This window comes from Vibrio sp. QJM3NY_39 (assembly GCF_057785895.1).
Genome location: NZ_CM173505.1, coordinates 2,242,885 through 2,269,691, shown reverse-complemented (window position 1 = coordinate 2,269,691; position 26,807 = coordinate 2,242,885). Strand labels below are relative to the sequence as shown.

General features: G+C 44.0%; 16 protein-coding genes. 10 read left to right on the top strand and 6 right to left on the bottom strand.

The genetic code is table 11. The features are described from left to right. Positions 1 to 189: 189 nt before the first annotated feature. The gene (locus tag AC3CHU_RS10065; RefSeq protein ID WP_054546628.1) at positions 190 to 546 is read left to right on the top strand and encodes a hypothetical protein; all 357 of its coding nucleotides are present in this window, start codon (positions 190 to 192) and stop codon (positions 544 to 546) included. A 155-nt stretch (positions 547 to 701) separates the two neighbouring features. Here AC3CHU_RS10065 and AC3CHU_RS10060 read toward each other — a convergent pair whose 3' ends face one another. Together AC3CHU_RS10060 and AC3CHU_RS10055 are read right to left on the bottom strand one after the other, a co-directional pair. Further along, complete coding sequence (locus AC3CHU_RS10060) at positions 702 to 1,826, bottom strand: M14 family metallopeptidase (protein ID WP_114633252.1); 1,125 nt, start codon at positions 1,824 to 1,826, stop codon at positions 702 to 704. A gap of 137 nt (positions 1,827 to 1,963) precedes the next feature. Further along, complete coding sequence (locus tag AC3CHU_RS10055) at positions 1,964 to 2,239, bottom strand: nitrogenase-stabilizing/protective protein NifW (RefSeq protein ID WP_114633253.1); 276 nt, start codon at positions 2,237 to 2,239, stop codon at positions 1,964 to 1,966. 317 nt (positions 2,240 to 2,556) lie between these two features. On the opposite strand from AC3CHU_RS10055, the gene AC3CHU_RS10050 reads away from it, so the two are divergent. The 4 genes from AC3CHU_RS10050 to AC3CHU_RS10035 all read left to right on the top strand — a co-directional run bounded on the left by AC3CHU_RS10050 (position 2,557) and on the right by AC3CHU_RS10035 (position 7,777). Continuing rightward, positions 2,557 to 3,651: a NapC/NirT family cytochrome c gene (locus tag AC3CHU_RS10050; protein WP_488524466.1), complete on the top strand. Its 1,095-nt coding sequence runs from the start codon at positions 2,557 to 2,559 to the stop codon at positions 3,649 to 3,651. Positions 3,652 to 3,667: 16 nt separating this feature from the next. Next, complete coding sequence (locus AC3CHU_RS10045; RefSeq protein ID WP_488524465.1) at positions 3,668 to 6,121, top strand: molybdopterin guanine dinucleotide-containing S/N-oxide reductase; 2,454 nt, start codon at positions 3,668 to 3,670, stop codon at positions 6,119 to 6,121. Positions 6,122 to 6,272: 151 nt separating this feature from the next. Next, complete coding sequence (locus tag AC3CHU_RS10040) at positions 6,273 to 7,466, top strand: ISL3 family transposase (RefSeq protein ID WP_488524348.1); 1,194 nt, start codon at positions 6,273 to 6,275, stop codon at positions 7,464 to 7,466. A 98-nt stretch (positions 7,467 to 7,564) separates the two neighbouring features. Beyond that, positions 7,565 to 7,777, top strand: coding sequence for a TIGR02450 family Trp-rich protein (locus AC3CHU_RS10035; protein WP_488524464.1), 213 nt, complete (start codon positions 7,565 to 7,567; stop codon positions 7,775 to 7,777). A gap of 39 nt (positions 7,778 to 7,816) precedes the next feature. Here AC3CHU_RS10035 and AC3CHU_RS10030 read toward each other — a convergent pair whose 3' ends face one another. Next, the gene (locus AC3CHU_RS10030) at positions 7,817 to 8,554 is read right to left on the bottom strand and encodes an HAD-IIB family hydrolase (RefSeq protein WP_171314801.1); all 738 of its coding nucleotides are present in this window, start codon (positions 8,552 to 8,554) and stop codon (positions 7,817 to 7,819) included. Positions 8,555 to 9,300: 746 nt separating this feature from the next. On the opposite strand from AC3CHU_RS10030, the gene proV reads away from it, so the two are divergent. The 3 genes from proV to proX are packed head-to-tail and all read left to right on the top strand — an operon-like array spanning position 9,301 to position 12,586. Next, positions 9,301 to 10,488, top strand: coding sequence for a glycine betaine/L-proline ABC transporter ATP-binding protein ProV (gene proV / locus AC3CHU_RS10025; protein ID WP_017079026.1), 1,188 nt, complete (start codon positions 9,301 to 9,303; stop codon positions 10,486 to 10,488). Positions 10,489 to 10,491: 3 nt separating this feature from the next. After that, positions 10,492 to 11,586: a glycine betaine/L-proline ABC transporter permease ProW gene (proW, locus tag AC3CHU_RS10020; protein ID WP_488524463.1), complete on the top strand. Its 1,095-nt coding sequence runs from the start codon at positions 10,492 to 10,494 to the stop codon at positions 11,584 to 11,586. Beyond that, a complete protein-coding gene (gene proX, locus AC3CHU_RS10015; RefSeq protein WP_065205515.1) occupies positions 11,579 to 12,586 on the top strand; it encodes a glycine betaine/L-proline ABC transporter substrate-binding protein ProX in 1,008 nt (335 codons plus the stop codon). Before proW ends, proX begins: the two co-directional genes overlap by 8 nt. Before the next feature lie 232 nt (positions 12,587 to 12,818). Here proX and AC3CHU_RS10010 read toward each other — a convergent pair whose 3' ends face one another. Next, positions 12,819 to 13,193: a YybH family protein gene (locus AC3CHU_RS10010; RefSeq protein ID WP_029222090.1), complete on the bottom strand. Its 375-nt coding sequence runs from the start codon at positions 13,191 to 13,193 to the stop codon at positions 12,819 to 12,821. A gap of 141 nt (positions 13,194 to 13,334) precedes the next feature. Here AC3CHU_RS10010 and AC3CHU_RS10005 point away from each other — a divergent pair, with 141 nt between their 5' ends. Further along, complete coding sequence (locus AC3CHU_RS10005) at positions 13,335 to 14,201, top strand: LysR family transcriptional regulator (protein WP_479298040.1); 867 nt, start codon at positions 13,335 to 13,337, stop codon at positions 14,199 to 14,201. Positions 14,202 to 14,229: 28 nt separating this feature from the next. Here the strand turns inward: AC3CHU_RS10005 and AC3CHU_RS10000 are convergent, their stop codons facing one another. Together AC3CHU_RS10000 and AC3CHU_RS09995 are read right to left on the bottom strand one after the other, a co-directional pair. Next, positions 14,230 to 15,159, bottom strand: coding sequence for a helix-turn-helix domain-containing protein (locus AC3CHU_RS10000; protein ID WP_488524462.1), 930 nt, complete (start codon positions 15,157 to 15,159; stop codon positions 14,230 to 14,232). Between the two features lie 147 nt (positions 15,160 to 15,306). Continuing rightward, on the bottom strand, positions 15,307 to 16,089 hold the full coding sequence (locus AC3CHU_RS09995) for a helix-turn-helix domain-containing protein (protein ID WP_488524461.1): 783 nt from the start codon (positions 16,087 to 16,089) through the stop codon (positions 15,307 to 15,309). A gap of 311 nt (positions 16,090 to 16,400) precedes the next feature. On the opposite strand from AC3CHU_RS09995, the gene AC3CHU_RS09990 reads away from it, so the two are divergent. Continuing rightward, complete coding sequence (locus AC3CHU_RS09990; protein ID WP_488525490.1) at positions 16,401 to 26,792, top strand: hypothetical protein; 10,392 nt, start codon at positions 16,401 to 16,403, stop codon at positions 26,790 to 26,792. Positions 26,793 to 26,807 lie beyond the last annotated feature (15 nt).

Sequence of the window (26,807 nt, the reverse complement as noted above, 5' to 3'; positions counted from 1 at the left end):
ATCTACGACTCATATCTCACTTTTTACTGAATACTCAACAATCCTTGTTTCTGTGCATAAATCTCTAAAGCATTAGCTCGTAAAGTCGATATAATGGTCAGATATCAATTCAGTGAATGTGTTCGTTCGAAATCCAATTGAAGCTAAAGGCTATTGCTTGACCGAATAAACAGAGACAGGGAGTCACAGATGAGTGAAGAGTCATTCACCCAGAAACGCAAATATTACCGCTTGAAGTACCCAAAAAAGGCACGTCCAGTGATGCGAATTAAGGATGAGCTTTTTCATGTGAGTGAAGTGTCTGAAAAGGGTGTGCGCTTGATGATGCGTAACATCATTCCTGTTTATCGAGGCTTCTCAATGGCGGGCAGTTTAAGACTGCACGATAACAACACCATTGATATTAGTGGTGCAGTGCTGCGACAAGAAGGCGATGAAGTGATCGTTCAGTTGTTAGAAGGACCAAGCTTCAAAGATATGGTGTCAGAACAAAGACACATTAGACAAAGATACCCAGTATTTTTTGCTAGCCTCAGAGTGGCTTAGAAAGCTTTTAAAGTTAGATGCCTTAAAGCCCAAGTCACTCATTTAGATCCGATATTAAAAAGCCCAGCACTTTCACAAGTGCTGGGCTTTGCTATATATGTAAGCAAACTAACTATACGGACAAACTAAGGCGCTTAGCCTGTCTATGGTTCGTTTTATAGCTCGTCTACTGTTGCCCAAACCGCTGCTAGCATGTCGTGACCAAATGCAACACTGCGCTCTGGAGACCAGCCGTAAAGTTCGTCAGCGTGGCTGATGTGATCTTTAAACGGCATCTCGACAGTGTAAGCCAGACATTTGAACTGCTCGCCGATCCAGTTTGTGCCGACGGTCATATTTGCTTTGCCCGGTTCGTCTTTATCGTAACCAAATTCATCTTGGAATTCTGGCGTGATAGTCAGAAGCGCTTGCTTGAAGTGGTTCTCCAGTTTTGCAATGCGCTCGTTGTATGAAGGTGTGCCTTCGCTACCTGCAACAAAGTTATACGGGATCGCTTCATCACCGTGAATGTCTAGGCACAGATCAACGCCAGTTTCTAGCATGCGCTCGCGCACAAGGAAAACTTCAGGACTGCGCTCTAGAGAAGGTGATTGCCATTCGCGGTTAAGGTTTACACCAATCGCATTAGTGCGCAGGTGACCACGGATGCTGCCATCTGGGTTCATGTTAGGCACAACACGGAAAACAACGCTGTCTAGAAGAGAGCGACCGACTGTGTCTGTCTCATCAAGCAGGCGTTGCAGCAGACCTTCGATTAGCCATTCAGCCATAGTCTCGCCTGGGTGTTGGCGACCAATAACCCAGATGTTTTTCTTATCTTCACTTGGCTCACCAATGGTTAGCAAGGTGATGTCGTTGTTGTCTAGCGTGTGACCTAGAGTTTCAAGCTTACAAGCCGGGTGCGTTTGAGCACTGTGCAGAAGATCTTGGTGACGATCGTATGAGTACGGCGCGAAGTACGCGAAGTACATTGAATCGTGTTCAGGGATGATATCAAAGCTTAATGTATCGCCATCGAACTGAGATGGAATTCGGAACCACTCTTCACGGTCATAAGATGCTACAACATCATAATCTTTCCACCCATCAGGGTAAGCAGATGTTGCCAATTGGCCGATTTCAAAGTGGTGAGCTTGTTGAGCTTCGCTTTCTAAACGGAAGTGAAACCACTGAGAGATTTCAGTCTGGTTGTCTGCTGGGATAGTCAGTTGAATATTTTGTGGTGAATCTGCTGAAACGACGTGAATGTTGCCGCTTTCGAAATTGCTGAAAATTTTCATTGTAGTTTTTATCTCGTAGTTGAGTTGCCGTAAGACTAGCACACTTTTTTTCGAGCAAACCACTAACTAAATCGTAATGAGATGTTATTTCAATTCTCAATTTTTTGTTATCTACGTTTAAGCTTTCTGATTTTGAACTAGCGGCGTTGGCAAGTCGTACAACCACGACAAGCAGAACGAGTGTAACGATCCAGCTTACTGCGTTGCACCTTACAGTAGGCATTTTTTAGTGCTCTTCGTCCAGAAAACCAATCATCAGGTTTCGAAAGAATCAGATAACCATTAAAGCGCTTCACAAGCTCTATTCTATTTTGGTCGATGAACTTGCTATCAAAGCCAATTTCAAAGTAATCAAGCGCTTGTTCGATGGCGGTGAAACGCGCTATTTTTTGCTGGAATTCTGTTTGGTTCATGTCTATTTCAGTACCGTAAATTTGCAAACATTGTATATGTGTTCGCTACTCCTTATCTTGATTCTAGTGCGTTTTTAATGAGGAAGTACGCCGTTATTTTTTATATGAATGTTATAAATCAATGTGGCCTTATTTGCTTTGTGAATATAAAGCTAAATGGTTGCGCAGTCATGGTTATAAGTGATTTGTATTTAGGTCTCATTGCTCGCTTTCTTTATTATCAATAAAGACAATTTATGACGTGAATCAATAGCGACTAACCCTAAAGTGTTATTCTGTTCGCAATTATTACTAATTGTTGAAGATGATTTCTAAATATGTCTATTAAAAAACGATATATCGCTCTTATTGCCGCTGTTGGTATAGGTATTGGCTGGTTAACGCTAGGCGGTACTGCAGCCGTTATGCACTACACATCGAGCTCTGAGTTTTGTGTGTCTTGCCACACCATGGAAACGCCACATAAAGAGTACCAAGGTTCGGTCCATTTCAGTAACGCAAAAGGCATTCGAGCAGAGTGTGCTGATTGCCATATTCCAACGGATCCTGTGGATTACGTGATCACCAAAGTGAGAGCGTCTAAAGACATCTACCACGAATTTATCTCGGGTAAGATCGACACGCCTGAGAAATATGAAGCGCATCGTAAAGAGATGGCTGAGACAGTTTGGGCTCAATTTCGTGAAAACGACTCAGCGACATGTCGCTCTTGCCACGATTTCGATGCAATGGAAACATTCGAACAATCTCGTGATGCGGCGAAAATGCATGCATACGGTCGTGAAAATGACCAAACATGTATTGATTGTCACAAAGGCGTCGCGCATTTCGCTCCTGAAGCTCAGCTAGATAGCAAAGCGTTCGATACCCTGATTGCATTTACGAAAAACACGCCAGCAGATGCGAAAGTGGTTTACCCAGTAACCGATATCGCAATGGGCGAATTTGGTAACCTAAACCCGACAGCAAAACTAGAAGTGATTAAATCGGATGGCGGCAACCGTAATGTGACTCTGAATGCGTTCCAAATGAAAGGTGCAGAGCAAGTGCTTTACTTCGGTGAAGGCCAACGCTCAATTGTTGCGACCTTGACTGAACAAGGGCAAGCCGCACTTAAAACGGGTGAATACAAGGCCGATGCTTACGGTAACGAGTGGCGTTCAGTTGCGCTAACGGGTGATATTACGTCTCCAGTTGTCGATAGCCTAGACCCAATTTGGTCTTATGCAGAAGAGTTAGACAACGTTTACTGTTCAACTTGTCACGCAAAAATTCCTGGTGAGCACTTCACCGTTAACGCTTGGGGACCGGTAGCTAAAGGTATGGGATCTCGTACAGATATCTCAGAACAAAACCTTGAACTTCTGACTAAGTACTTCCAAAACCACGCGAAAGACGTTGTTGGCCACTAATTGTAAGGAATAAAACATGACAGATATTACACGTCGCGGATTTTTAAAAGGCACAGGTATGACTGCTGGTGCGATGGCGTTTACGTCGTTCTCTCCAATGTCAGTCGCTTCGTCAAACACGCGTGGTAAAGGTGTTCTAACGGCTGGTCGTATGGGACCAATGCTATGTGAAGTGAAAGACGGTAAGCTAGTGTCTACAACGAATGCGGTACCTCAAACCGTTTTTAACAGCCTTCAAACAACTGGCCCAGACCAAGTACATACCAAAGCGCGTATTAAATATCCTATGGTGCGCAAGAGCTACTTAGATAATCCGTTAGCGCCTAAAGCCGCGCGCGGTAGCGATGAGTTTGTTCGCGTATCTTGGGAAGAGGCGTACAAACTAATACACGAACAGCACATGCGTATCCGTGCAAATAATACCCCAGATGCGATTTTCGCAGGTTCATACGGCTGGCGTTCAAGTGGTGTGCTTCATAAGGCACAAACCTTACTTCAACGTTACATGGGAATGGCTGGTGGTTATTCTGGTCACATGGGTGATTACTCAACAGGTGCAGCGCAAGTTATAATGCCACACGTTGTGGGCTCGATTGAAGTTTACGAGCAACAAACAACCCACCCAATGGTGCTAGAGCACAGTGATGTAGTCGTACTTTGGGGTCTAAACCCAATGAACACTTTGAAGATTGCTTGGAGTTCAACAGACGGTTCTGGTCTTGAGTTCTTCCATCAATTGAAGAAGTCTGGCAAAACCGTGATTGCTATTGATCCAATGCGTTCTGAAACTATCGAGTTCTTTGGCGACAATGCAGAGTGGATTGCTCCGCACCCAATGACTGATGTTGCGATGTTGATAGGTATTGCCCACACGTTGGTCATCAAAGGTAAACACGATCGAACGTTCATCGACAAATACACGACAGGCTATGACGTTTTCGAAGATTACCTGATGGGTAAAGAAGACGGCGTAGTGAAGGACGCACAGTGGGCGTCAAGCGTGTGTGGTGTGCCAGCTAAACAGCTTGAATTACTGGCTGATATTTTCAGCAGAAACCGAACCATGTTGATGGCAGGTTGGGGTATTCAGCGTCAACAATTTGGTGAGCAACGCCACTGGATGCTGGTAACTCTTGCTGCAATGCTTGGTCAGATTGGTTTGCCAGGTGGTGGTTTCGGATTCTCTTACCACTACTCAAATGGCGGTAACCCATCTCGTGACGCTGGCGTATTGCCTGCAATGTCCGCATCTTTAGGTGCTGTTGCGGGCAGTGATGAGCGTGGCTGGTCTGCGACAGGCAAGGTGATTAACTCGTTCCCTGTTGCTCGTATTGTGGAAGCATTGGAAAACCCGGGCAAAGCGTACAAGCATAATGGTCATGATCGTGTATTCCCGGATATCAAAATGATCTGGTGGGCGGGCGGCGGTAACTTCACTCATCACCAAGACACCAACCGTTTGATCAAAGCGTGGCAGAAACCGGAACTGGTTGTTATTTCTGAGATTTACTGGACCGCAGCTGCTAAGCACGCGGATATTGTTCTGCCTATTACAACATCGTTTGAGCGCAACGATCTGACGATGACAGGTGACTACAGTAACCAACACTTAGTACCAATGAAGAAAGCGGTTGAGCCTCAAGGTGAAGCTCGAAACGATTTCGATGTATTTGCAGACATGGCAGAACTGTTAGCGCCTGGTGGCCATGAGGTATATACCGAAGGCAAAACAGAAATGGAATGGTTGTACCAATTCTATAAAGCTGCTCAACAAGGTGGCCGCGCTGCACGTGTTGCAATGCCAAACTTCAGTAAGTTCTGGGAAGATAACCAACTGATTGAGATGAAGTGGAACGATAAGAATGCGAAGTTTGTTCGCTACGCTGACTTCCGTGAAAATCCAATTATGAACCCACTAGGAACACCAAGTGGCAAGATTGAAATCTTTTCTAGAACGATTGAAGGTTACAAGCTTGATGATTGTCCCCCACATCCAACTTGGATGGAGCCGACAGAGTACACAGGTAATGCTAAAGATGGTGAACTGCAATTGATGACATCGCACGCCGCGCACCGTCTGCATAGCCAGTTTAACTACGCGAAGATTCGCGAAGAGTATGCGATTTCAGACCGTGAGCCGATTTCAATTCATCCTGAAGATGCGAAAAATCGAGGTATTAAAACCGGTGACTTGGTTCGTGCACACAATGGTCGTGGACAAGTATTGGTGGGTGCATTAGTGACTGATGGCATCAAACAAGGTTCTGTATGTATCCATGAAGGCGGTTGGCCAGATTTAGATAAAGATACAGGTCTATGTAAAAACGGTGGCTGTAACGTGCTTACGTTGGATATCCCGACTTCTCGTTTGGCGAATGGCTGTGCTGCGAACTCTGCGCTTGTGAAGATTGAAAAATACACAGGCCCTGCATTAGAACTCACGGCATTTGATCCACCTAAAAATGGTTAATCTCTAACGAGAAATAGCCGACAGAATAGAGCCAGCTTAATCGCTGGCTTTTTTTAGGTTCATCGCGGATTAGCGGGAACTAAAAACAAAAACGGTAGTAAGTGATATGGTTTAGTCGCCAAACAAAAATCATACACAAACTACCGTTTCTATGCCGAATCATACTTTCCTATCTTCATTCTGGGAAGGCTTTCAAATAGTAAAGTCTCTCCAGACAGCATCACTTATTACCCTGACTCTTAAACCTAGCTCTGAGGCTAAATGCCTTTGTGGTCTTGAGGCCGAGGCTATCCATGAGTATCAATGGCGTCACGTAAAGGATGCCATGTTGCTCGGTGTGCCTGTTGAACTTTCCGTTCAAACTCGAAGGATTAAGTGTCGTGACTGCGGCATAAAAACAGAATCTCTCTCTTGGTTAGAGCCTTATGCTCGTATAACAAAGCGCCTAAAAAGCTATATAGAACAACTGCTACCCCTGCTTCCCATTAAGCATATATCCCAAATTACGGGCGTTCATTGGCACACCATTAAAGAAATAGATAAACGCCGACTTCGACAAGTGGTGCCGCCAGTGAAATGGGGTGAGCTAAAGCAGCTCGTGATGGATGAGTTCGCCATCTTTAAAGGGCATCGATATGCCACCGTCATCGCTGATGCGAAGACTCATCAAGTCATTTGGGTTGGATTAGGCCGCAGCCGCAAGGACATACGGCCGTTCTTCGAGCAGCTAGGCGAGAATGGGGTAAATATCGAAGCAGTAGCGATGGACATGAATACGGCTTTTGACCTTGAAGTTCAAGCGCACTGCCCGAACGCAAAAATCGTTTACGACTTATTCCATGTTGTTGCTAAGTTCGGTCGCGAGGTGATGGATAGAGTCAGAGTCGACCAAGCCAACAAACTCAAGCAAGATAAAAAAGCGAGGCAATGGGTGAAGCGCTCACGGTGGGTACTGCTGAAAAATAGAGGCAACTTAAATACACGTCAAGATAGCTATCTTACTGAAATATTGAATATCAATAAGGACTTAATGACCACTTATATACTCGGAGCCCAACTCAAAGAGCTTTGGTATTGTGAATCCGAAGGGCACGCGAAGGGGCTCTGGGACACGTGGTGGGAACAAGTGCAAGAGAGTGGAATTAAGCCATTGAAAGAGTTCGCACGAAAACTGAGTCCTTATCTTCACGGCATTATCGCATCGGCAAGTTATCCGTTGAACACCTGCACACTGGAAGGGATAAACAACAAGATAAAGTTAATCAAGCGAATGGGGTATGGGTATCGAGATACAGACTACTTCTTCTTGAAGATAAAAGCGGCTTTCCCCGGAAAGCCGCGATGAACCTTTTTTTATGATCTTTTTTGTGCCACAGAGACTATTACTCTGTGTCGAGTAGACAACTCATAATAATCAACGACATCACAGCGAGAGATAAGATCATGAACCGGATCAACCCAAAGAAGTTACTTCGTAGTAAATGGACCGCGGTTAGCCCAGTAAAGAAAGAAAAGCATTTTATGGTCACTGAGGTTGAGTTTGAAGAAGGGGAGGTGATTCGTTGCTTGATAGAAGCAGTGATGACCAAACGAGAGGAAGCCATTAATTGGCGAGATCTAACCGACAAGGAGCATGGGCTTCCAGGTTGGAAGTAAGGACGTGAAGTAACGAAGAGTATCTCAACTACGCCCGTTTTAACTGCCCGCTACCGTTTGCAATTGCCAGTATTTGAGTCCTTCTAACACACCTTCAGCGTGTGTTGCTCTGCTAGTATACACATTGTCTCGATCAGACAAGTGAGCGACCTCAGGATAATGGTTAGCCACTAATATTGAGTTTACGCCCTTTATCGTCAGCATAGAGGTGTCGTTGGCAGAGTCACCGGCAACGCACACTTCTTCAACGCTCAACTCATGTTGTTTAAGTAGATGATGAATCGCTGTGGCCTTATTGACACCTTTAGGCGTGATATCTAGGTACCAATCGTGAGAGTAAGTGAGGTGTACATCTATCCCGTGTAATTCTAAGCTCGATTCGATCAGTTCATGCTGAGGCTCTGAGAGCTTTCCTTCAAAAGTGATTTTGTAATCACCCTGATGGCTCTCTAAGCGTTCGCCCATGAAATCGAGTGGCGCCAGTGCTGACTCTACCTTTGATTTGTTCCAAGAAGCTTCTAATTGGTTGTGCCAAATATGATCAGGCTTTTGGGAGTGAACGTGATGAATTCTGGTGCCCACATCGCTGATAATACTGTGTGGTTTCGGGTAGTTATCTGATGCCAAACCCACCCGGATTGAGGGCAGAGTTCTACCCGTCGCGATGATAAAGCGGATATCAGGTTGCTCCGCTAAGTAGTCAAATAACTGATTAACCCCATGAGATGAACCCCCATCAAGCGTACCGTCAAAGTCACACACCAGCATTTTTATCATTCGAGCGCCTTGTCCTTTTTTTTAATAATCGCGGAAAGTATGTCGATTTCTTCTATAAATAATGGCTCAGCAATGAGGACTCTACAAGTTGTCTTTCGGCTTAGATAATCGACACTCATTAGTTTGCAGTAAGCATCACACTTGGCGTTATGTTTTGGATACTGAAGATAATTCTATCAATTTGACCAGTGTCAAACTTGGTTTATTCCATCGGCTATTTCTATTTTCATATAGTGACTTTCTGGCCCTCTATTGGTTTAAATGAGCGGTTGTGAATACCTCTGCGTTCTTGCCGAAGCTATACCGATCTTCTTGTTACATCGATAAAGAAGAAGGGGGGGAGGTTTTGCTCTCCGTAAAGAGCAAATTTCCAGTTTTTCGATATCGTTAAAACTACAATAAATAGTTTGTATTCGAATTATTTGTACACGAAGTATTTGCGTTGGATCCTAGTCTGTTTCACCCATTAATTTTTTTAATGTGAAATAAATATTCAATAATCTATCAGTAAGTAATAGATAATCTCGAACGCATTTATATCGTTTTAATATCCTTTATTATCAGTGTTTTGGTGGTTTTTGTCTGGATATTGAAACTTAATTTTGGTTGGCGAAATGATTGTTTTTGATAAGGCTTACCGAACGCAACCCCTTGATTTACAGCTCTACATTGCTTAGAGTGCTAATCGTTTTTCGAGCTTAAATAACCATTTTTAAGTTAAAATAGCTAAGAAAGGATTAGATTATATGGATCCCATACTGGAAGTTAAGGGACTGTACAAGGTGTTTGGTGAAGATACCGACCGTGCTTTTTCGATGATTAATGAAGGCGCGGATAAAGACAAAATTTTCGAAGAAACAGGGTTAACGATCGGTGTTAACGATGTTTCTCTTAGTATTCAAGAAGGCGAGATTTTCGTGATTATGGGATTGTCAGGATCTGGCAAATCAACCCTAGTACGCCTTCTTAACCGCTTAATCGAACCTACCAAAGGTAATGTGCTTCTTCGAGGCAAAGACATTGCCCACATCTCAGAAGATGAACTGCGCGAAGTCCGCCGCAACAACATCTCCATGGTTTTCCAAAATTTCGCACTGATGCCGCATATGACAGTTATCGAAAATGCTGCATTTGGCCTTGAGTTGGCAGGTGTTGAAGTAGATAAACGAAAACAGTCAGCATTTGAAGCGTTAGAGCGCGTAGGCCTTGGCGCATACTCAGAATCGTACCCAGATGAATTGTCTGGCGGTATGAAACAACGTGTTGGTCTAGCGCGTGCCTTGGCATGTGACCCAGATATCCTGTTAATGGACGAAGCGTTCTCGGCACTCGATCCTTTGATTCGTACTGAAATGCAAGATGAACTGATTCGTCTTCAAAATGACGATAAACGAACGATTGTATTCATCTCCCATGATTTGGATGAAGCGATGAGAATCGGTGACCGTATTGCCATTATGCAAAACGGTGAAGTGGTTCAAGTGGGCACACCAGACGAAATTCTTAACAACCCAGCGAACGACTATGTCGAAGCCTTTTTCCGTGGTGTAAATGTCGCAAGCGTACTTACTGTGAAAGATATTGCGCGTAAGAAACCGGCTGCGGTATTTAAAAAGTCAGAACACGACGGCCCAGCTTCTGCTCTGCAAATCCTAATGGATAACGACCGTGAATACGGCATCGTTGTTGAGAAGAGTAGTCTTTACTCCGGCATTGTTTCTATTGACTCTCTTCGCAAAGCTCACAAAGAGAACAAATCATTAGTGAGCGCGCAGCTCGATGATGGATTAACGCTGAACCCTGATTTACCAATCAATGACGTGCTTGGCCTTGTTGGTGGTGTGCCTTACTCAGTTCCTGTTGTGGATGAGCAAGGTAATTACTTTGGCGTGGTAACTAAGTCACGTTTGTTACAAACATTGGATAAGGGGTAGATCATGTCGTTTGAACAAACAAATAATGACCCATGGTCACAGTCTGCTCCTGCCGCTCAGCCATCAAGTGATCCTTGGGGTCAAGCCGCTGACACTTCACCATCGGCAGATTGGCTAAGCAGTGAAACTGTAGAAACCATTCCTTTTGATCCTCTTAATCCTTTTGCAGAAGCCGTTCTGCCTGTTGATACTTGGGTTGAGTCTGGATTGAATTGGCTAGTTGAACACGGACGACCATTGTTTCAAGCAATTCGTGTACCTATCGATTTCATTCTAAGTTCATTTGAAACGGCATTGGTGTCTACGCCAGCCCCATTTATGCTCATCATTTTGTTCTTGGTGGCATGGCAGTTTTCAAACCTGAAACTGGGTGTTGCTACGGCAGTATCTCTTACTATGATTGGTTTGATTGGCGCTTGGTCTGAAGCGATGACCACGCTTTCACTGGTGATGACATCTGTATTCTTCTGCCTGTTGATCGGTTTACCCATGGGGATATGGCTCGCCCGAAGTAACACGGCGGCTAAATTCGTTCGACCAATTCTGGACGCTATGCAAACCACGCCAGCCTTCGTTTACTTAGTACCCATCGTAATGTTGTTTGGTATCGGTAACGTTCCGGGTGTGGTGGTGACCATTATATTCGCACTGCCACCGGTGGTACGTTTAACTATCCTAGGTATTCAGCAAGTACCGGAAGATTTGATCGAAGCGGGTCATTCATTCGGTGCAAGCAAAAAGCAGATGCTTTACCGAATTCAACTGCCACTTGCATTACCAACCATTATGGCGGGCGTGAACCAAACACTGATGTTGTCGCTATCTATGGTGGTTATCGCATCAATGATCGCGGTAGGTGGTTTAGGTCAAATGGTACTGAGAGGGATCGGCCGTCTAGATATGGGACTGGCCGCTGTTGGTGGTCTCGGCATCGTTATTCTCGCCATCCTACTTGACCGCATTACCCAAGTTCTCGGGGTAAATGCAGGTAATACAAAATTACGCTGGTACCACATGGGCCCTGTTTCTCTTGTGCTCAATGCGATAAATCGCGGTAACAAATCAGAACTACAATTAAGGAAAAACACCAATGAATAATTCATGGAAGAGCAAACTTGCAGTTAGCATCGTTTCTACATTAGCAGTATCAACGAACGTGTGGGCAGCAAGCTTACCGGGTGAAGGTGTATCAGTTCAGCCAGTTCAATCGTCTGTAGCGGAAGAAACATTCCAAACGTTGATTGTTAACCGCGCTTTAGAAGAACTTGGCTATGACGTAAAATCAACACAAGAAGTGGACTACAACGTAGCTTACACCTCTATCGCAAAAGGTGACGCAACGTTCTTAACGGTAGGTTGGTTCCCGCTTCATGCTGATAAATACAAAATGGCTGGTGGTGATGAAAAATTCTACCGTGAAGGTCAATATGTAAGTGGTGCTGCGCAAGGTTACCTGATTGATAAGAAAACGGCTGAAAAATACAACATCACTAACATTGGTCAACTGACGGATCCGAAAATCGCGAAGCTGTTTGATGCTGACGGTGATGGCAAAGCAGACCTTACAGGTTGTAACCCAGGCTGGGGTTGTGAGATGGTGATTGAACATCAACTTTCAGCGTTCAAATTGGACGATACGGTGACTCACAACCAAGGTAACTATGCGGCGATCATCGCAGATACCATTTCTCGTTACCAAAAGGGTGAATCAATCCTTTATTACACGTGGACACCTTACTGGGTAAGTGGCGTATTGGTACCTAACGAAGATGTAGTTTGGTTAGAAGTACCTTTCTCAGCACTTCCTGGCGAGCGTTCGAATGTGGACACGACGTTATCTAACGGCAAAAACTACGGCTTCGAAATGAACTCAATGCGCATTATTGCGAACAAAGAGTTTGCTAAGAACAACCCATCAGCAGCGAAGCTTTTCGAAATCATCAAACTTAACATCAATGATGTAAGTGCTCAGAACATGATGATGAGTAAAGGTAAGAACAGCTCTGCAGATATCGAAGCGCACGTAAACGGTTGGATTAAAGCGAACCAAAGCACGTTCGATGGTTGGATTACAGAAGCGAAGAAAGCAGCACTGTAACTTTGACTTGTATTTGCTCTGTCTTACCAGACATTTTGATTTGAAATGATGAGCGTGTTGAGTGATTGTGTAGAGTCACTGAATCACCTTCAAATCAAGTGAAAAGGCGACAGAGTCAAACATTAAAAGGCCAGCAGTCCAATTTGGATTGCTGGCTTTTTGTTTTCTGTTTCTGTTTCTATTTTTGAGCTTTGAGCTTTGAGCTTTGAGCTTCTAGCTTTTAATTACAGCTCTAGCGTTCGCCTTGAACCTCAAAATCATCGCTGACTAAACGAGCGCAACCATCCGCTTCTAGTGCCCAGTGCTCACGATGTACAACACCAAACGCTTTGTTCATTGTCCAGCTAGCCGTAAGAATGTAGCCGCCTTCTGGGTGCTCTTCCCACTTAACATCGGTGTAATCAACGTCTTTGAAGCCTTGGTCGATGATATTTTGCCAAAACGCTTGAATCGCTTCACGACCTTCAAAAGTACCAAACGGACGCGCTTCCATTACACAGCTTTCAGTATATTGATCGGCACAGCCTTTCGCATCTTGGCTGTTGAAAGCTTTTTGCCACGCGTTAATGCCTTGCTTACATGCTTCTAAAATTTGGTTGTCTAACATTGTCTTTCTCCATAACAGTATTGTGTCGAGCACTGTTTTTTTGATTTGGTATCTCGATAAGTTGAATTGAGTTTAGTCTTGGAAATTAATTTGAAAAACAGAGATAATAGAAAATACTGTTTGTAAAAAGAGAACAATAAGATGAGTAAGTTAAAGCAGATGTCGATTTTCGCTCATATCGTAGAGCAGGGTTCAGTATCAGCTGCGGCTGAAAAGCTTGAGTTGTCTAAATCTGTCGTCAGTCAGCACCTCAAAATCTTAGAACAAGAGCTAGGCGCTTCTCTTCTCAAGCGCACAACACGCAGGCAATCGCTGACCAGTATGGGTGAGCGTTTTTACTTGAGTTGCAAAGACATCAACGTGATCGCTGAATCGGCTTGGGATATGGCAAAAGCCGAATTAGAAGAGCCACAAGGTCGGATTCGTATTACGGCGTCGAATGCTCTGATGGACTTGCTCGTCGTACCCGTCATTGCAGATCTGATGAAGCAATATCCGAAGCTAAAACCAGAACTGATAAGCGACGATCAGCATCTAGACTTCATGGAACACGATATTGATCTCGCAGTACGAGTGGGCAGTTCACGTGATAGCAACCTAAAGCAAAAGCGTTTAGGTGAATTTAAAGACGTGTTATGTGGTGTTGAAAGCATGCGATCTCATGAACTAGACGCTATTCCCTACATTGCAAATTCCTGGCAGGGAAAACAGGTGACTCATCACTTTAGTTCGCAAAATGAACAAGACTTTATTTACCAACAGCCAGCCAGCTGCATTACGAACTCCTTTCACAGTTGTCTCGCCTTGATCAAATCTGGCGTTGGTATCGGGGCTATTCCAGACTTTTACCTTCATCAGCTATCCGGTGAGGTGGTCGACATGATGCCAGCATTCCAACTACCGACCAACACGGTTTATGCGCTAAACCCATTCGCTTCAAATACGCCTATCGCTATCAAGCTGTGTATCCAAGCGTTGGAAGAGAAGCTTAAGAAGAATTTAGTATAAGCTTTCTATAGTTAGTAAAATGAGGTGCTTAACCATATTTATTAATGAATGCGATAACATTCTTGTTACTCAGTAATTCAATCTTGTCGATAGTTAGCACGCAGTAGCGGTAGTTTTTGTTTTTGAATGTGATGTTCGACTTTTCTTCTGTTGGTTCTGAAAATTTATAGATTTCAAATCCAATTTTCTTCATAATTTTCAGTGCATTTGGGTCTTTAATAAGCATAGAATACTTTTTAATCTTAGTGTTTCTTGCAAGAAGATTTATATCAGAAATTAAGTTCGCAATAGATTGTTCTCGCGTTTCAGAATGACCGGTAACCACCATGTAATTTAAATTCTGATTAGAGTCTAAAGAACAAGCTTGTTTAATATTCAGATGTTTGTTTTGGTATTGTTCGAATAGATCTTCGTTGAAGAAAAAGCCTAATCTATGACTAACAATATCACCGTTGACATTGACCATCTTTCTGCCATAAGCCTTTTTTTCACTGTAATATAAAAATAAATCGATAGTATCAAGCGCTGAAGGATCCACCTTGGTATATTGTGAAATCAGCTTTATTCTATCTATAATCGCTTTGTCATTCTGGCTTGTCATTAATGGCATGATCTGAAAGTCGTTATCTTCATTTCTCTCTCCTTTAACGATAGAAGATATTCGACTTTGAAATGAAAAAAAACGTTCATTAAGAAAGTCCTCAAGTATTGCGCTGTCTTCGATGTTTTCTGAATCAAAGGATTTCAATGTTGTATACAAGTCCAGGCCAAGACAGTTTAGTAGTTTCAGAGCTTTGTAATTACTTGGCTTTACTTTGTTATTTTCCCATCGATTTATTGTTACGACATCTACAGCTCTGAATTCATCATCTAATTGGTTGATGTATGCAGAAAAATCTTTTTGTGTCAGTTGCAGGTCTTTTCTTACTGCACGTAGTAAAGTTGGAAATGTTTTCATCGTTGAAGAATCACCTTTGATTAATGATATGACATGTCGATTTGTAAGGAACTTTAATTTATCGATACTCAATACACAGTATGGGTAGGATCTGTTTTTGAAAGTGATATTTGTGATGTCAGGTGAAGGTTTAGAAAATTTAAATAATTAAAACCCCATATTTTTCATTACCTTAATTGCTTTTGGGTCTTCTACTTGAACCGAGTATCTTCGTATGTTGTTGTACTTTGATAATAGTTTAATGTCAGAAATAATGTTATCGATGGTATGCTTTTTTTGTTCTGAATGTGAGCTTACAACAACGTAGTTTAAATCGTGATTTGATTGTAAAGAACAAGCCATGTTTAGCTCTATTCTTTTTGTTTTGTACTTCTCAAAAACATCACCTTTGAAAAAAAATCCGAGGCTATGGCTAATTATGTTACCGCTTGAGGCGATGATTTTTCGACCGTAAGCCTTTTTCTCATTGTGGTATAGAAATAAATCGATTGAATTTAATGGTGACATATCGACCTTCGTGAAATTAGAAATTAACTTTATTCTATCAATGAGGTCATGATCATGCCTATCTGTCATCAATGGGAGCACTTTGAAATCGTTATTATTTTTTTTGTTATGTAAACTTGAAATTGCAGAAATTCTACTTTGATAAGAAAAGAATTTTTCGGTAAAAAAACGGTCGATTAATACCTCTTTTTCCTCAGGCATAAATGCTCTTAATGTATCGTATAAGTCGAGTCCTAAACAATCCAAAATTTTCAAGATTTTGTAATTACTCGGTTTTACCTTTGTATTTTCCCAACGATTTATCGTTACGACATCGATTGCACTGAACTCATCATCTAAATGGTTTAAATACGTAGCAAATTCCGTTTGTGTAAATTTAAGTTCCTTTCTTACGTTCTGTAGCAACTGTGAAAATGCACTCATCGTAAAAAGCTTACCTTTTGATATTTAACTCAATGTACTTTTGATTCTAAATTATAAAATCAGACCGCTATTTAACATTGTCGGTAAATTGTTTTTTGTGAATGTTAATCGTTCTGGTTTTTTGAACTGTATGTTGACTGTAATCCTATTAGGCTAGAAGCCAAAATTGTGACGTCAAATATATGGCAGTGTGCCTATTGACTTGTCAACCTACTGTGAAGTGCGCGTTAATGTTCAGATACAACCTTGCCTTTTTATTATCCATTTTATTGTTTCCATTCGCCTCCTATGCGGATACGACGGGTCTAGTAATGGATCTATCTGTTGACCGTCCGTCTTATGACAATGATCAACAGGTGGTTTATACGCTTGTTTTAACCAATGAGTCGGATAGAACCATCGATGAATTTGATGTTAAAGATGAGCTATTAAACATCTTAACGACAGACGAGCAAGGGAATGTTGTTAACGCCTATACTGGGGCATCGATTCAAGCCCAGTCGAGCTTTCTTTCATCGCCGGGTACTTACAATCGCTTCGGAAATTTAGAAGCCACTGGCGTTCGAGTTACTGCTGGTGGATCTGTGACTTATACGATGTTAGCGACGGTTTCTAGCGATGCTGCAGGTACGATTGATAACGTTGCAAGTGCGAGATCTGGGCCTCTGGATTCTGTCGAATCCAATATGGAGTCGATTCAACGTAGCTTGTATATGCATGATGTCGTGGTATCTGTTGATAAGACAAACTATCAATTGAATAAAGAACTCACGTACACAATTAAGGTTGCTAATACTGGCGATATGGTGATTCAAACACTTGATGTTCAAGATGCTATTTCAGATATCAAGGCACTCGACATTGATGGCGTTCTTCAACCGGCTTTCTCCAACAATGTAAATTCTGCCGAGGTTGAAGGTGGTGAAAGTGATGCAGGTACCTTTAGTTCTTCAGGGGATTTGTCAGTCAACGATGCATCGATTGACATTGGAGGGTCTGTAACCTACAAAATTCGAACGACTGTTGCCGACAAACTCGTCGGCGACATTGTTAATGACAGCATAATCGCAGAAACGCGAGATGCGTTGGTCATGGGTGACGAAATTACAACGCCACCTACACAGCCTAATGTCACCCTGACACACACCTTGAATCAATCAGACAATTATCTTGTTGATGATAAATTCTCTTACACGGTTACCGTAGCCAACCAAGAAAACTCTGGTATCGCCTACCATTATTCTGTTCAGCAGCTACTTGCCGACATAGAGACCGGCTTAGGTAACGACATCAGCAACGATAAAAATGCTACCGATACCAAGGGTAATCCTTACGAATCTTGGACCAATCAGGTTATTACTATTGGGCCTAACAGTACCTCAGAACTGGTCGTTAGCGGCGTTGAATCAAATCGTTCACTGAACGATACCGTCTCAATTTACCCTGGTGAGGAGATCCTTTACTCGGTTGAGGTCGATGTAAGCCCTGTGTCTATTGGCGAAATTCCTAAAGTTATCGCGCGCGTCGTGGATGCTGAAGGTACGGCCGATTCTGCTGATGTAGTGACTAATCCTCTAAATACACAAGATGTTTTGGATTCTTCATCAAGCCAAATTACCCGCAACAAGAACACAACGGATACCACTTATGTGCCTGGAATATCGGGTGAAAGTGAAGTGGTTTACGACATTGTTATCTCCAACAAAGACACTGAATTTTTCGCTAACGATGTTGAAGTGATCGACAAGTTCGCTTGTATCGTGACAGAGCAAGCCGATGGTACTACCGATTCTGCGTTTTCCGAGTGGAAGCTAGAAGTGTATGAAAGTAGCGGTGAGGGTTCTAACTATGGCTCATTTAATTATGGGGCTTGGACTACAAACGACATCAACCTAAAAGTCGATCTGGCACCTGAAGGTTTTGTTCATTACAAGTTAACAGCAAAAGTAGCAGATACCAGTGTGGGTCAAATTGTTGATGATGGTACTGATGCAGGTTTGTGCCTAGGAGATAACCTTGGTGAGGTTGGTTCAGGCGTGCAAATGCCAAATTCCAAGTTAAAAGTACAGAAGGAAGTAGATTCACGCTACTACTCTGCAGGTGGCGATCTTAATTATGAAATTACTGTAGAAAACAACGGTGATGGCTACGCGATCGATGTGCCAGTATACGATGACATTGCATCAATCATGACCAAATCAATCACGGATGAGCCGACCAAAGCGTATTTGAGCTGGGTTGTGACGGCGAAATCTTATGGTTCGGATGACTTAGTCTCAATAAACAGTGATCCCGGTTTTAGCGGTGAAATTTCGGGTAATCAGAGTAATAAGAACATCTTAGATGTGAAGGCGAAGCTAGCCCCACACGACAAAATCATCTACAGCATTGCAGCGGTGGTAAACCCGATTGCCGATGATGAGATTCGAAATGAAGTGACGGTAGACAGCGTGCTTTATTCCGATAGAGGTTCATACCCACGAGATTACTACTTAGTATTGGATAAGCGTGTTGATGGTCATAACGAACAAAACGCGTATTCCGACACCACCAATACTGTTACTTATACGATCAGTATTACCAACCCAGAAGGGAACGGTTTTGCCTCTAACATCAATGTTAAAGATGAAATCAGTACGATAGAGGCTGAGTTACTGCATGAACCGGGTGAAACCAAGCCTGTGTTCTCATCGTGGACGATCAGTGCAGAAAGAGAAGCAGACTCTCCTTGGGTGAAAGCCGTAACTGACCCTGGGTCGTTCTCGGATAATAATGATTTGGATGCCACCGCTCAGATCCCGCCAGGTGCGACGATTACCTATACCATTGTTGGGACACTCGATCGTAGCGTAGACAGTGAAATTCTTTGGGGAGCGTTCACCAATACCGCAACAGTGACGGGACCAGATACTAACCTATCGGATACCGTTCGCACCTACCCAAATGAACCTAATCTTGTTGTCGCTAAGACAGCTCGTAATACCGATTTTGTTGTAGGTGAACGCGCTACGTTCGATATTTATATCTATAACCGTGGCATCGGCTACGCAAATGACGCAACGGTACAAGATAGCATTTCAGCACTTAATTTCTTTGATAGTTGGACTGTTGTTGGTTCAACCAACACTGATAAACCAGGTTCTCGTTACGGTGATATTGCTAACGACACTGACATCAATACCGACGTTGATATCACTCCTGGAGGGTGGGTTCATTACGAAGTGAGCGGTATTGTCAAGTCTGACTATGAAGAAGAACAAGTATCGAATCGTGTTGATGTTTACGATCCTATCACGGATCGTGACCACAGCTCTTCCGCTCAAATAGATAACTCACACAGTACCTATGACATCAATGTTTCACTAGCCAAAACGACCGATGTTGTTCGTTACACGCCGGGTGAAGATCTCACCTATACCATCGTTATTGGCAATAACAGCGACACTGATGAGACCGATCTTATCTTCATGGATCGCCTGAGTGAGATCACTACTACGCTAGCGAATGATAAAGATGGTGAAGTAGAAGATGTTCTTGAGCAAAACCCGTTTGACTATTGGTCTGTTGATACTGGTTCTGGTTTCGGCCCTCAAACGACTGAAGATGTGGAGTTTCCAGTTTCAATTCCCGCGAAGAGCTTTGTCACGGTGCGTATTAAGGCGCATGTCAAAGATAATGCGGTATCGAATGGCGTCGCAGATAGAGACGGCGGTATCATCCGCAACGAAGCTGTGTTGATTCATGATAACGATGCCGGTTGTACCGACGACTGCGAGTACGCGAAACGTGCCGTAGCTGAAAACCATCAAGTTCACAATAACGGTACAGTAGTTCGCACAACCAATATCAACCGTTACTCTCCGGGTGATGAACTGACTTACACCATCAAATACAACTCTCAAGATGGTCACGGCTATCGCAACAACGTTGACGTTAATGAACTGATCAATGATATCTCGGTTGAGTTACAAGATGGCACATCAGGCAATCCATTCTTCGACGATGCGGTGAGCACCAACAAGTTTACGGTTGCGGTAGCTAAGAGTGACCCAGCAAATGCAGGCACTACCGATGGTACAAAAGACGGTGAGGTTGTGGATGACACCAATATCGTGACCTCTATTGATATCGATGCCGGTGAAGACGTGACTTACACGGTAACCGGTACTGTTAGGCCTGACGCCGTCGGTGATATTCACTATCGAGATACCGTGGTCATCCCTGATGATTACCATTTAGATTTTGATAAAACCACCGATGAAGTGGTGTATGAACCTGCTCAGACGGTAACTTATCACTTGGTGATTGAGAATGACGGTAAAGGTAATGCTCACGATATTCCAATCGTCGATAACCTCGAAGATATTACGGTCAGCTTAGTGGATGGTAATACAGGACCTGCGTATTCAGATTGGACCATCACATCGATCGCAACCGGAACTGATTCTGAGTATGTTGACGCCGGTGCCGGTGCAGGCAATGTTTATACATCAACAGACAGTAGCTTGGATGTTGATGCTGATATTCCGATGGGAGCCACGCTTGAGTATCAAGTGGTCGCGACTATTAATGATAAAGCCAATGGAGGTGTTGTTAACGTTTTAACCGTTGATGGGGACACCATTTCACACGATATCCAGCAAACTGCTCGCCAAATTGATTATGAAAAGAACATTTTAGCTTACTACGATACAGATGGTAACGAAATACCGGGTGCGACAAGTTACATGCCTGGCGGTTACATTGAGTATGAAATCTATATTGAAAACATAGCAACAGCACACGTTGATGATATTAGTCTGCGTGACGATATCGACCAAATTAACACTCAATATTACGATGGAACTCGTGGGCCTGCATTTGATAGCTGGACTATTGACTCGTCTGCAGATAGTTCAGGGATCTCTGACCCAGATGTTGATAACTCGATCCAAGATAACCAACCGATTGATACACACTTCGATATTTCGGCGGATAATTTTGATCGTGTAATAGCGTCAGCTTTTGTGCGTTATGTCATTAAAGCCAAGATCAGTCCGAAAGCCGTTGGCTCGTTTACTAACAGAGCTTACATCGATGAAGATGATGGCAATGAACTGATTGCCATATCACCACCAGCAACGATGGCTGATCCTGACATTTCCTTCTCCAAAAAAGCATTTTATGATGCCGGTTTCTCCTCGGAAAAATTTGAATATTCTCAAGCGCCTGGCGAAAGTGAGGTTTATTACCGAGTTCAGATTAAGAATACGGGCAATGGCATTGAATATGGCTCTCATCTCGAAGATACCATTTCAGCAATTCAGACTCGCATTGCAGAAGACAGCACCACTTCAGGTGGTGATCCTGTAGGACAACCGTTCTTGGCTGGCTGGGAAGTTAGCCTAGATAAAACGACGGCGACAGGCTCTATTACCGACGCGATTGACTTTGTACCGGGCAATAACATCGATATTGATAACGACATTGTTATCGCACCTCAAGAAAGCCTAACGTTCACCATCCATGCTGTGATTCGTGAGGATGCGTTGGGTGATATTCAAAACAAAGCGAATTATGACGGTATGGTTCGCACTGCGACTCTAATGCCTCTTGGCAATAATATCAGCGTTGAAAAACGCGTGGTGTCGATTAATGGTAACCCGTTTAACGATGGAGGTACTTATCTGCCGGGTGATGAAGTTGAGTATGAATTTGTGGTCACTAACCCTGAAAACGGTTGGGCAAATGACATTCAGATCAAAGACACGGTAAAGGATATTCAAGTTGAGGTTATTGGCGGAACAATGGAATCTGCCTTTGTTTCGGGCGATATCACTCACGAAATCAGCAATGGTATTGATGCTAACGTAGATACCTATGTTCCTAGCTATAACCCAAACAGTAACCTAAATATTGAAACCGATATTGCCGCAGGTGAAGTACTGACGTTCAACTTAACGGGTGTCATCCGTGATGACGCTTTGGGGACCATTGAAGCCAACCGAGTGACGGCAGAAAATGAGTCAGCAACATCAGAAACGATTCCACCACAAACGGCTGAACTCGACTACTTCAAAACCTTGGTATACACCGATGGTGAATCGGCTGGCTGTTCAGTTCCTTCAAACGATGGCAGCAGCTGTACTTATGCACCACGTGGTGATGTTGAATATCAAGTCACGTTAGATAACACGGGCGATAGCATTGCCAATGATGTACGTGTTATCGATGCCATCCATACCATCAAAACGGAAGATGGCGATGATGCGTTCTCTGATTGGGCAACAGCGATTGCAGTTGAACCGGTAGGATCTTATGACGTACAGGGCGACTACAACGGAAGTGTCCCGTTGGATGTGACTGTCGATCTTCGCCCCGGCGAACGCATCGTGTTCGATGTTAAAGGCACGGTTTCAACATCGGCAACAGGTACCATTACTAACACAGCACAAGTGAACGGCGATGACACCAACGACATCGTACTTGACCCCGGTCGCTCGAATATCTTAATCGATAAGTGGACAGATACACCCACGTACGTACCGGGTGGAACGGTGAATTACTACATCGACATCACTAATGACGATGTGGATTCTGGCCTGTTCTCAATCCGCGACATCATCAGTTGCTTCGAAGTCGAAACGGTCGATGGTTCAATGCAAACCGCACTCACAGAGTGGCGTGTCGATTACGATGTTTTATACAACTCTGCACCATCTGATCCTGACGCGAACGATTTCTCAGAGTTAGACAAGCTGGTAGGAAAAAACAGTCCAGACATCGATTTACCTGCCGAATCCATCAAGATGGCAGGGCGTGACGATGCAGGTACGGGGGGCGGCAATAAGTACACAGTTATCCGTATTCATGTTCAAGGTAAGGTTCGTGATGATGCGATTGGACGCTTTACCAATACGGCTTATCTACGACATGGTTTGGACGATTCGAAAATCGCTCGCTTACGAGAAGGCTTTATCACGCCGAAGTCGGGTCAATTGGTGCTAACCAAAGAGACGACGCCAATTGCAGAACCTGATGCCAAATACCAACCGGGTCAACCAATCTCATACAAGATCACTGTGGCCAACACGGGTGAAGGTTACCTTGTGGATCAAGTCCTAACCGATCGTATCGACACCATCATGACAGAGGTGGCTAACAGCCCTGATCAAGAACAAGCGTTGACAGGTAATTGGGTTACTAGTGACGAACAGCTTGATGGCAGTGGCGATCCAGCACTGAACGCTCGTAAAGATGTGGTTAATAATACGCAGGGATATGGTGCGACTTACAGCATTCACCCAGGTGACAGTTATTCATTTGTCGTGACCAACACTGTTAATGATAAGGCGAAAGGCGAGATCACTAATGTCGTTAAAGTTGATAGCGACGACGGTGAGCACTCTGCCGACGCGACCTACATTCCAGAAGACGCGCAAGTTGAGATCACTAAAGATGTCGATAAAGCAGAGTACCTTCCGGGAGAAACACTTCAGTACACGGTAACCGTTAAGAATAACGGCTTAGGTTGGGCTGAAGATGTTGCTATTGAAGATACGCTGAAGTCGGTTGAAACCACGATTGCAGGTGGTGAGACGAATCAAGCCTTTGATCCTGCTTCAATCCAAATTTCAGCGGTATCGACGACGGGTGAAACGCCAGTACCAGACGCAACCAGTGGTGAAGACCTCAATGAGACGCTCGATATCGCACCGGAAGACAGCATTGTATTCACGATTCAAGTCATGATTAATCCGTTGGTGACCGGTGATATCACCAATATGGCATCAGCAACTTTTGACGGCATGACCTTTGATGACTCGGCAACCAGCATACCTGTGTTGGCGACGGTTTCTATCGATAAGACAGTCGACACACCATCTTATGAAGTGACCAAACTGGTTAACTACGAGGTAAGGATAACCAATAGTTCTGATGCCTTTGCTTCTGACGTTCAGCTGCAAGACATAATCAGTGACATTGAAGTGGATACCACAGCAGACAAAAAAGAATCGGCATTCCTAATGTGGGAAGTGAGTTTTGAAACTTCAGATGACCGCACGGTTGTGAATCCGAAGACTTTTGACCTCAGTGAAGATATCGACGTCAACATGGATGTTGCGCCACAGAGCACAGTGACTTTCCACGTTAAGGCGTTGATTCGTACTACGGCGATTGGCGATATCAGTAACACGGCAACCATCACTTACAACGGTACACCACAAGACTCGACGGTAATCATGACGCCGAAAGGCTCTGAGTTTGTTGCGACGAAAACCAACGTGCAGACCGAGTATGAACCGGGTGGTGAACTTGAGTTCCTGATCACCATTGAAAACACCTCAAACAACTACATCAATGATCTAAGCGTTGTCGATGATATGAGTACCATTGAGGTGAGCTATTACGATGGTACCACTGGACCTGCTTTTGTTGACGGAACCACTTCTTTGGTTGTTGACTCAACCACGGTCGGGACTACGACCGAGCAAGTTAGCCCGATTGAATACAACGTAGATATCGCTCCGCACGGTACGGTTGTGTTCCGCTCAAAAGGCACCGTAGTCGATACCGCGACTGGGCGTATCATCAATACAGCGCAAGTCGACGGCGGTGATGTGGTTAGCCCCCCGGTTCAAACTGTTGCCGCGGTTGTTCAAGCCGATCTCTTTACAGACGCACCTTATTACGTGCCGGGCGACCAAGTCGAGTATCACTTAGTGGTGCAAAACATTGGTCGTGGCATCGCTAAAGATGTCGCGCTTTACACCCAGTTCTCTGAGTCAATGGGTGATTACATTGATGGTTCTCGCAGCAATGCCTTCGATAATTGGACAATAACGGCAACGCTAGAAGGAGCTGAAACTCAACCGGGTATATATGAGAGCGACAAAGACCTCTTCACCTTGGTCGATATCGCGCCGGGCGGCAAGATTGATTACACATTCACCCTGACAGTTAACGAAGGCATGCTGACCAACATCGATGTGCTTGGCTATTACCTTGATTTAACCGGTAACCCAACGATGCGTGCTCGTTCTAAAGGCATGTTGGCATCAGAAACCTCGATGCAGGCAGTCGCCGATCAAGTATCAGCTCTGGATTTACCGCCAGTGGGTGCAGATCTGGTTGTCGAAAAGCGTTCAGACAAACCTGAATACACTGAAGATGACGACAGTGTCACTTATTACCTAGCCGTGACCAACAATGGTTTAGGTAATGCAGCGAACGTGCGACTCACTGATGAGATCAGCGAGCTGCAAAATAGCGTTGGCAACAAAGTGTTTACTGACTGGACGATTGAAGGCGTGGAAGTCGATGACACAGGCTCGGTGATTCAGCGTCATAGCTTCCCGTCGAGCAAAGACCTAGACACTACCGTTAACCTGAAGTCCCAAAAGCGAAATGCCTATGCATTTGAAGTGGTGGGTACATTAGGTAAAGGTTTGGATGACGACATTACCAATACCTTCACGGCGACCGAATCTGACGGTACCGAAACCTGCGACAGCGTAACCACTCACATCAAGAAGATTCCTGATAACTCTGGGGAATTGGAGCTGACTAAATCTGCACTGCAAGATACCGCGCAAGTCGGTGATGCGGTTGAGTACGAGATCATCGTTGAGAACAACAATGAATCTTACTTTAAGAATGTGGCGGTAGAAGACCGTTATCCGGGGGGCTTGAAGTATATCGTGGACACATCAGAAATCGTGTTGAGCGGTATTGATGGTGAGTTTGGTACGGAAGACGATCAGGTTCTTTCTCAAGAGCCATCAGACACTGGCAAGCTTATGTTCACTTCGTTGAACTTTGATCCGGGCGAGAAGCTACGTATTCGATACTTATTGCGTGTATCGGTAGGTGCCACCTTTGGTGACTACATCAACACCGCAGTCGCGAAAGTGGATGGCTCGGCTGTTTCCAATGAAGACACCGCTAAAGTGACCGTAGAGCCGGACAAAGTGTTCGATACCTCATCAATCATCGGTAAAGTTTTTGAAGATCACAACAAGGATGGATTCCAAGCTGATGCAACCGCTTTTGATGTTGAGTTGACTGCGAACCTATCAACGCAAGGCTACATCGCTGACTCGACACACATCATCCGTGATGGTCAAGACGTTGCTGTTCAAGATGGTGCGATAACCACTGGGCTTGAGCAGGGCTTGGATCTTGGCGATCTTTGGGGGCATTCAGTAAACCGAACACTGCCAGAAACCAGCAAAGTGGTGATTCAATTTAAGACTCGCACACAGCAGAGCTTTGATTTCTATGTCACAACCGATTCGGGCTCTCGTATTGAGTTCGACACAAAAGGTCAGATTCAGTTCAAGCATGAATCAGATAAGAAGAAGGGACTGAGCGCGGAAAACCTCAACGTAACCAGAAACCTGTATCGCGATGGCGAGGATTACCTGTGGGAAATCGTTATCGAGAACAAAGGTATTTACGAAGATGGTATTCCGGGCGTTAAGTTGATGACGGTTGAGGGAATCGTTATTTACACAGACCAGTACGGTCGTTACCACGTGCCCGACCAATGGGTACTCAATAAGAAAGGTAAGAACTTCCTAGTGAAGTTGGACACTGATTCGCTATCCACCTCTATGGAAGTGGTGAGCGAAAACCCGAAAGTGTTGCGAATTACCCCGAACAAGCTCACCAAGTTCAACTTTAGCGTTCATCGCAAAGATCAAGAAAGTGAACAGAAGTAAGCCATTGGAACCGTA

Coding starts and splice junctions, on each gene's coding strand:
- AC3CHU_RS10065 (WP_054546628.1), top strand. CDS start 190: ATGAGTGAAGAGTCATTCACCCAGAAACGCAAATATTACCGCTTGAAG.
- AC3CHU_RS10060 (WP_114633252.1), bottom strand. CDS start 1,826: ATGAAAATTTTCAGCAATTTCGAAAGCGGCAACATTCACGTCGTTTCA.
- AC3CHU_RS10055 (WP_114633253.1), bottom strand. CDS start 2,239: ATGAACCAAACAGAATTCCAGCAAAAAATAGCGCGTTTCACCGCCATC.
- AC3CHU_RS10050 (WP_488524466.1), top strand. CDS start 2,557: ATGTCTATTAAAAAACGATATATCGCTCTTATTGCCGCTGTTGGTATA.
- AC3CHU_RS10045 (WP_488524465.1), top strand. CDS start 3,668: ATGACAGATATTACACGTCGCGGATTTTTAAAAGGCACAGGTATGACT.
- AC3CHU_RS10040 (WP_488524348.1), top strand. CDS start 6,273: ATGCCGAATCATACTTTCCTATCTTCATTCTGGGAAGGCTTTCAAATA.
- AC3CHU_RS10035 (WP_488524464.1), top strand. CDS start 7,565: ATGAACCGGATCAACCCAAAGAAGTTACTTCGTAGTAAATGGACCGCG.
- AC3CHU_RS10030 (WP_171314801.1), bottom strand. CDS start 8,554: ATGATAAAAATGCTGGTGTGTGACTTTGACGGTACGCTTGATGGGGGT.
- proV (WP_017079026.1), top strand. CDS start 9,301: ATGGATCCCATACTGGAAGTTAAGGGACTGTACAAGGTGTTTGGTGAA.
- proW (WP_488524463.1), top strand. CDS start 10,492: ATGTCGTTTGAACAAACAAATAATGACCCATGGTCACAGTCTGCTCCT.
- proX (WP_065205515.1), top strand. CDS start 11,579: ATGAATAATTCATGGAAGAGCAAACTTGCAGTTAGCATCGTTTCTACA.
- AC3CHU_RS10010 (WP_029222090.1), bottom strand. CDS start 13,193: ATGTTAGACAACCAAATTTTAGAAGCATGTAAGCAAGGCATTAACGCG.
- AC3CHU_RS10005 (WP_479298040.1), top strand. CDS start 13,335: ATGAGTAAGTTAAAGCAGATGTCGATTTTCGCTCATATCGTAGAGCAG.
- AC3CHU_RS10000 (WP_488524462.1), bottom strand. CDS start 15,159: ATGAAAACATTTCCAACTTTACTACGTGCAGTAAGAAAAGACCTGCAA.
- AC3CHU_RS09995 (WP_488524461.1), bottom strand. CDS start 16,089: ATGAGTGCATTTTCACAGTTGCTACAGAACGTAAGAAAGGAACTTAAA.
- AC3CHU_RS09990 (WP_488525490.1), top strand. CDS start 16,401: ATGGATCTATCTGTTGACCGTCCGTCTTATGACAATGATCAACAGGTG.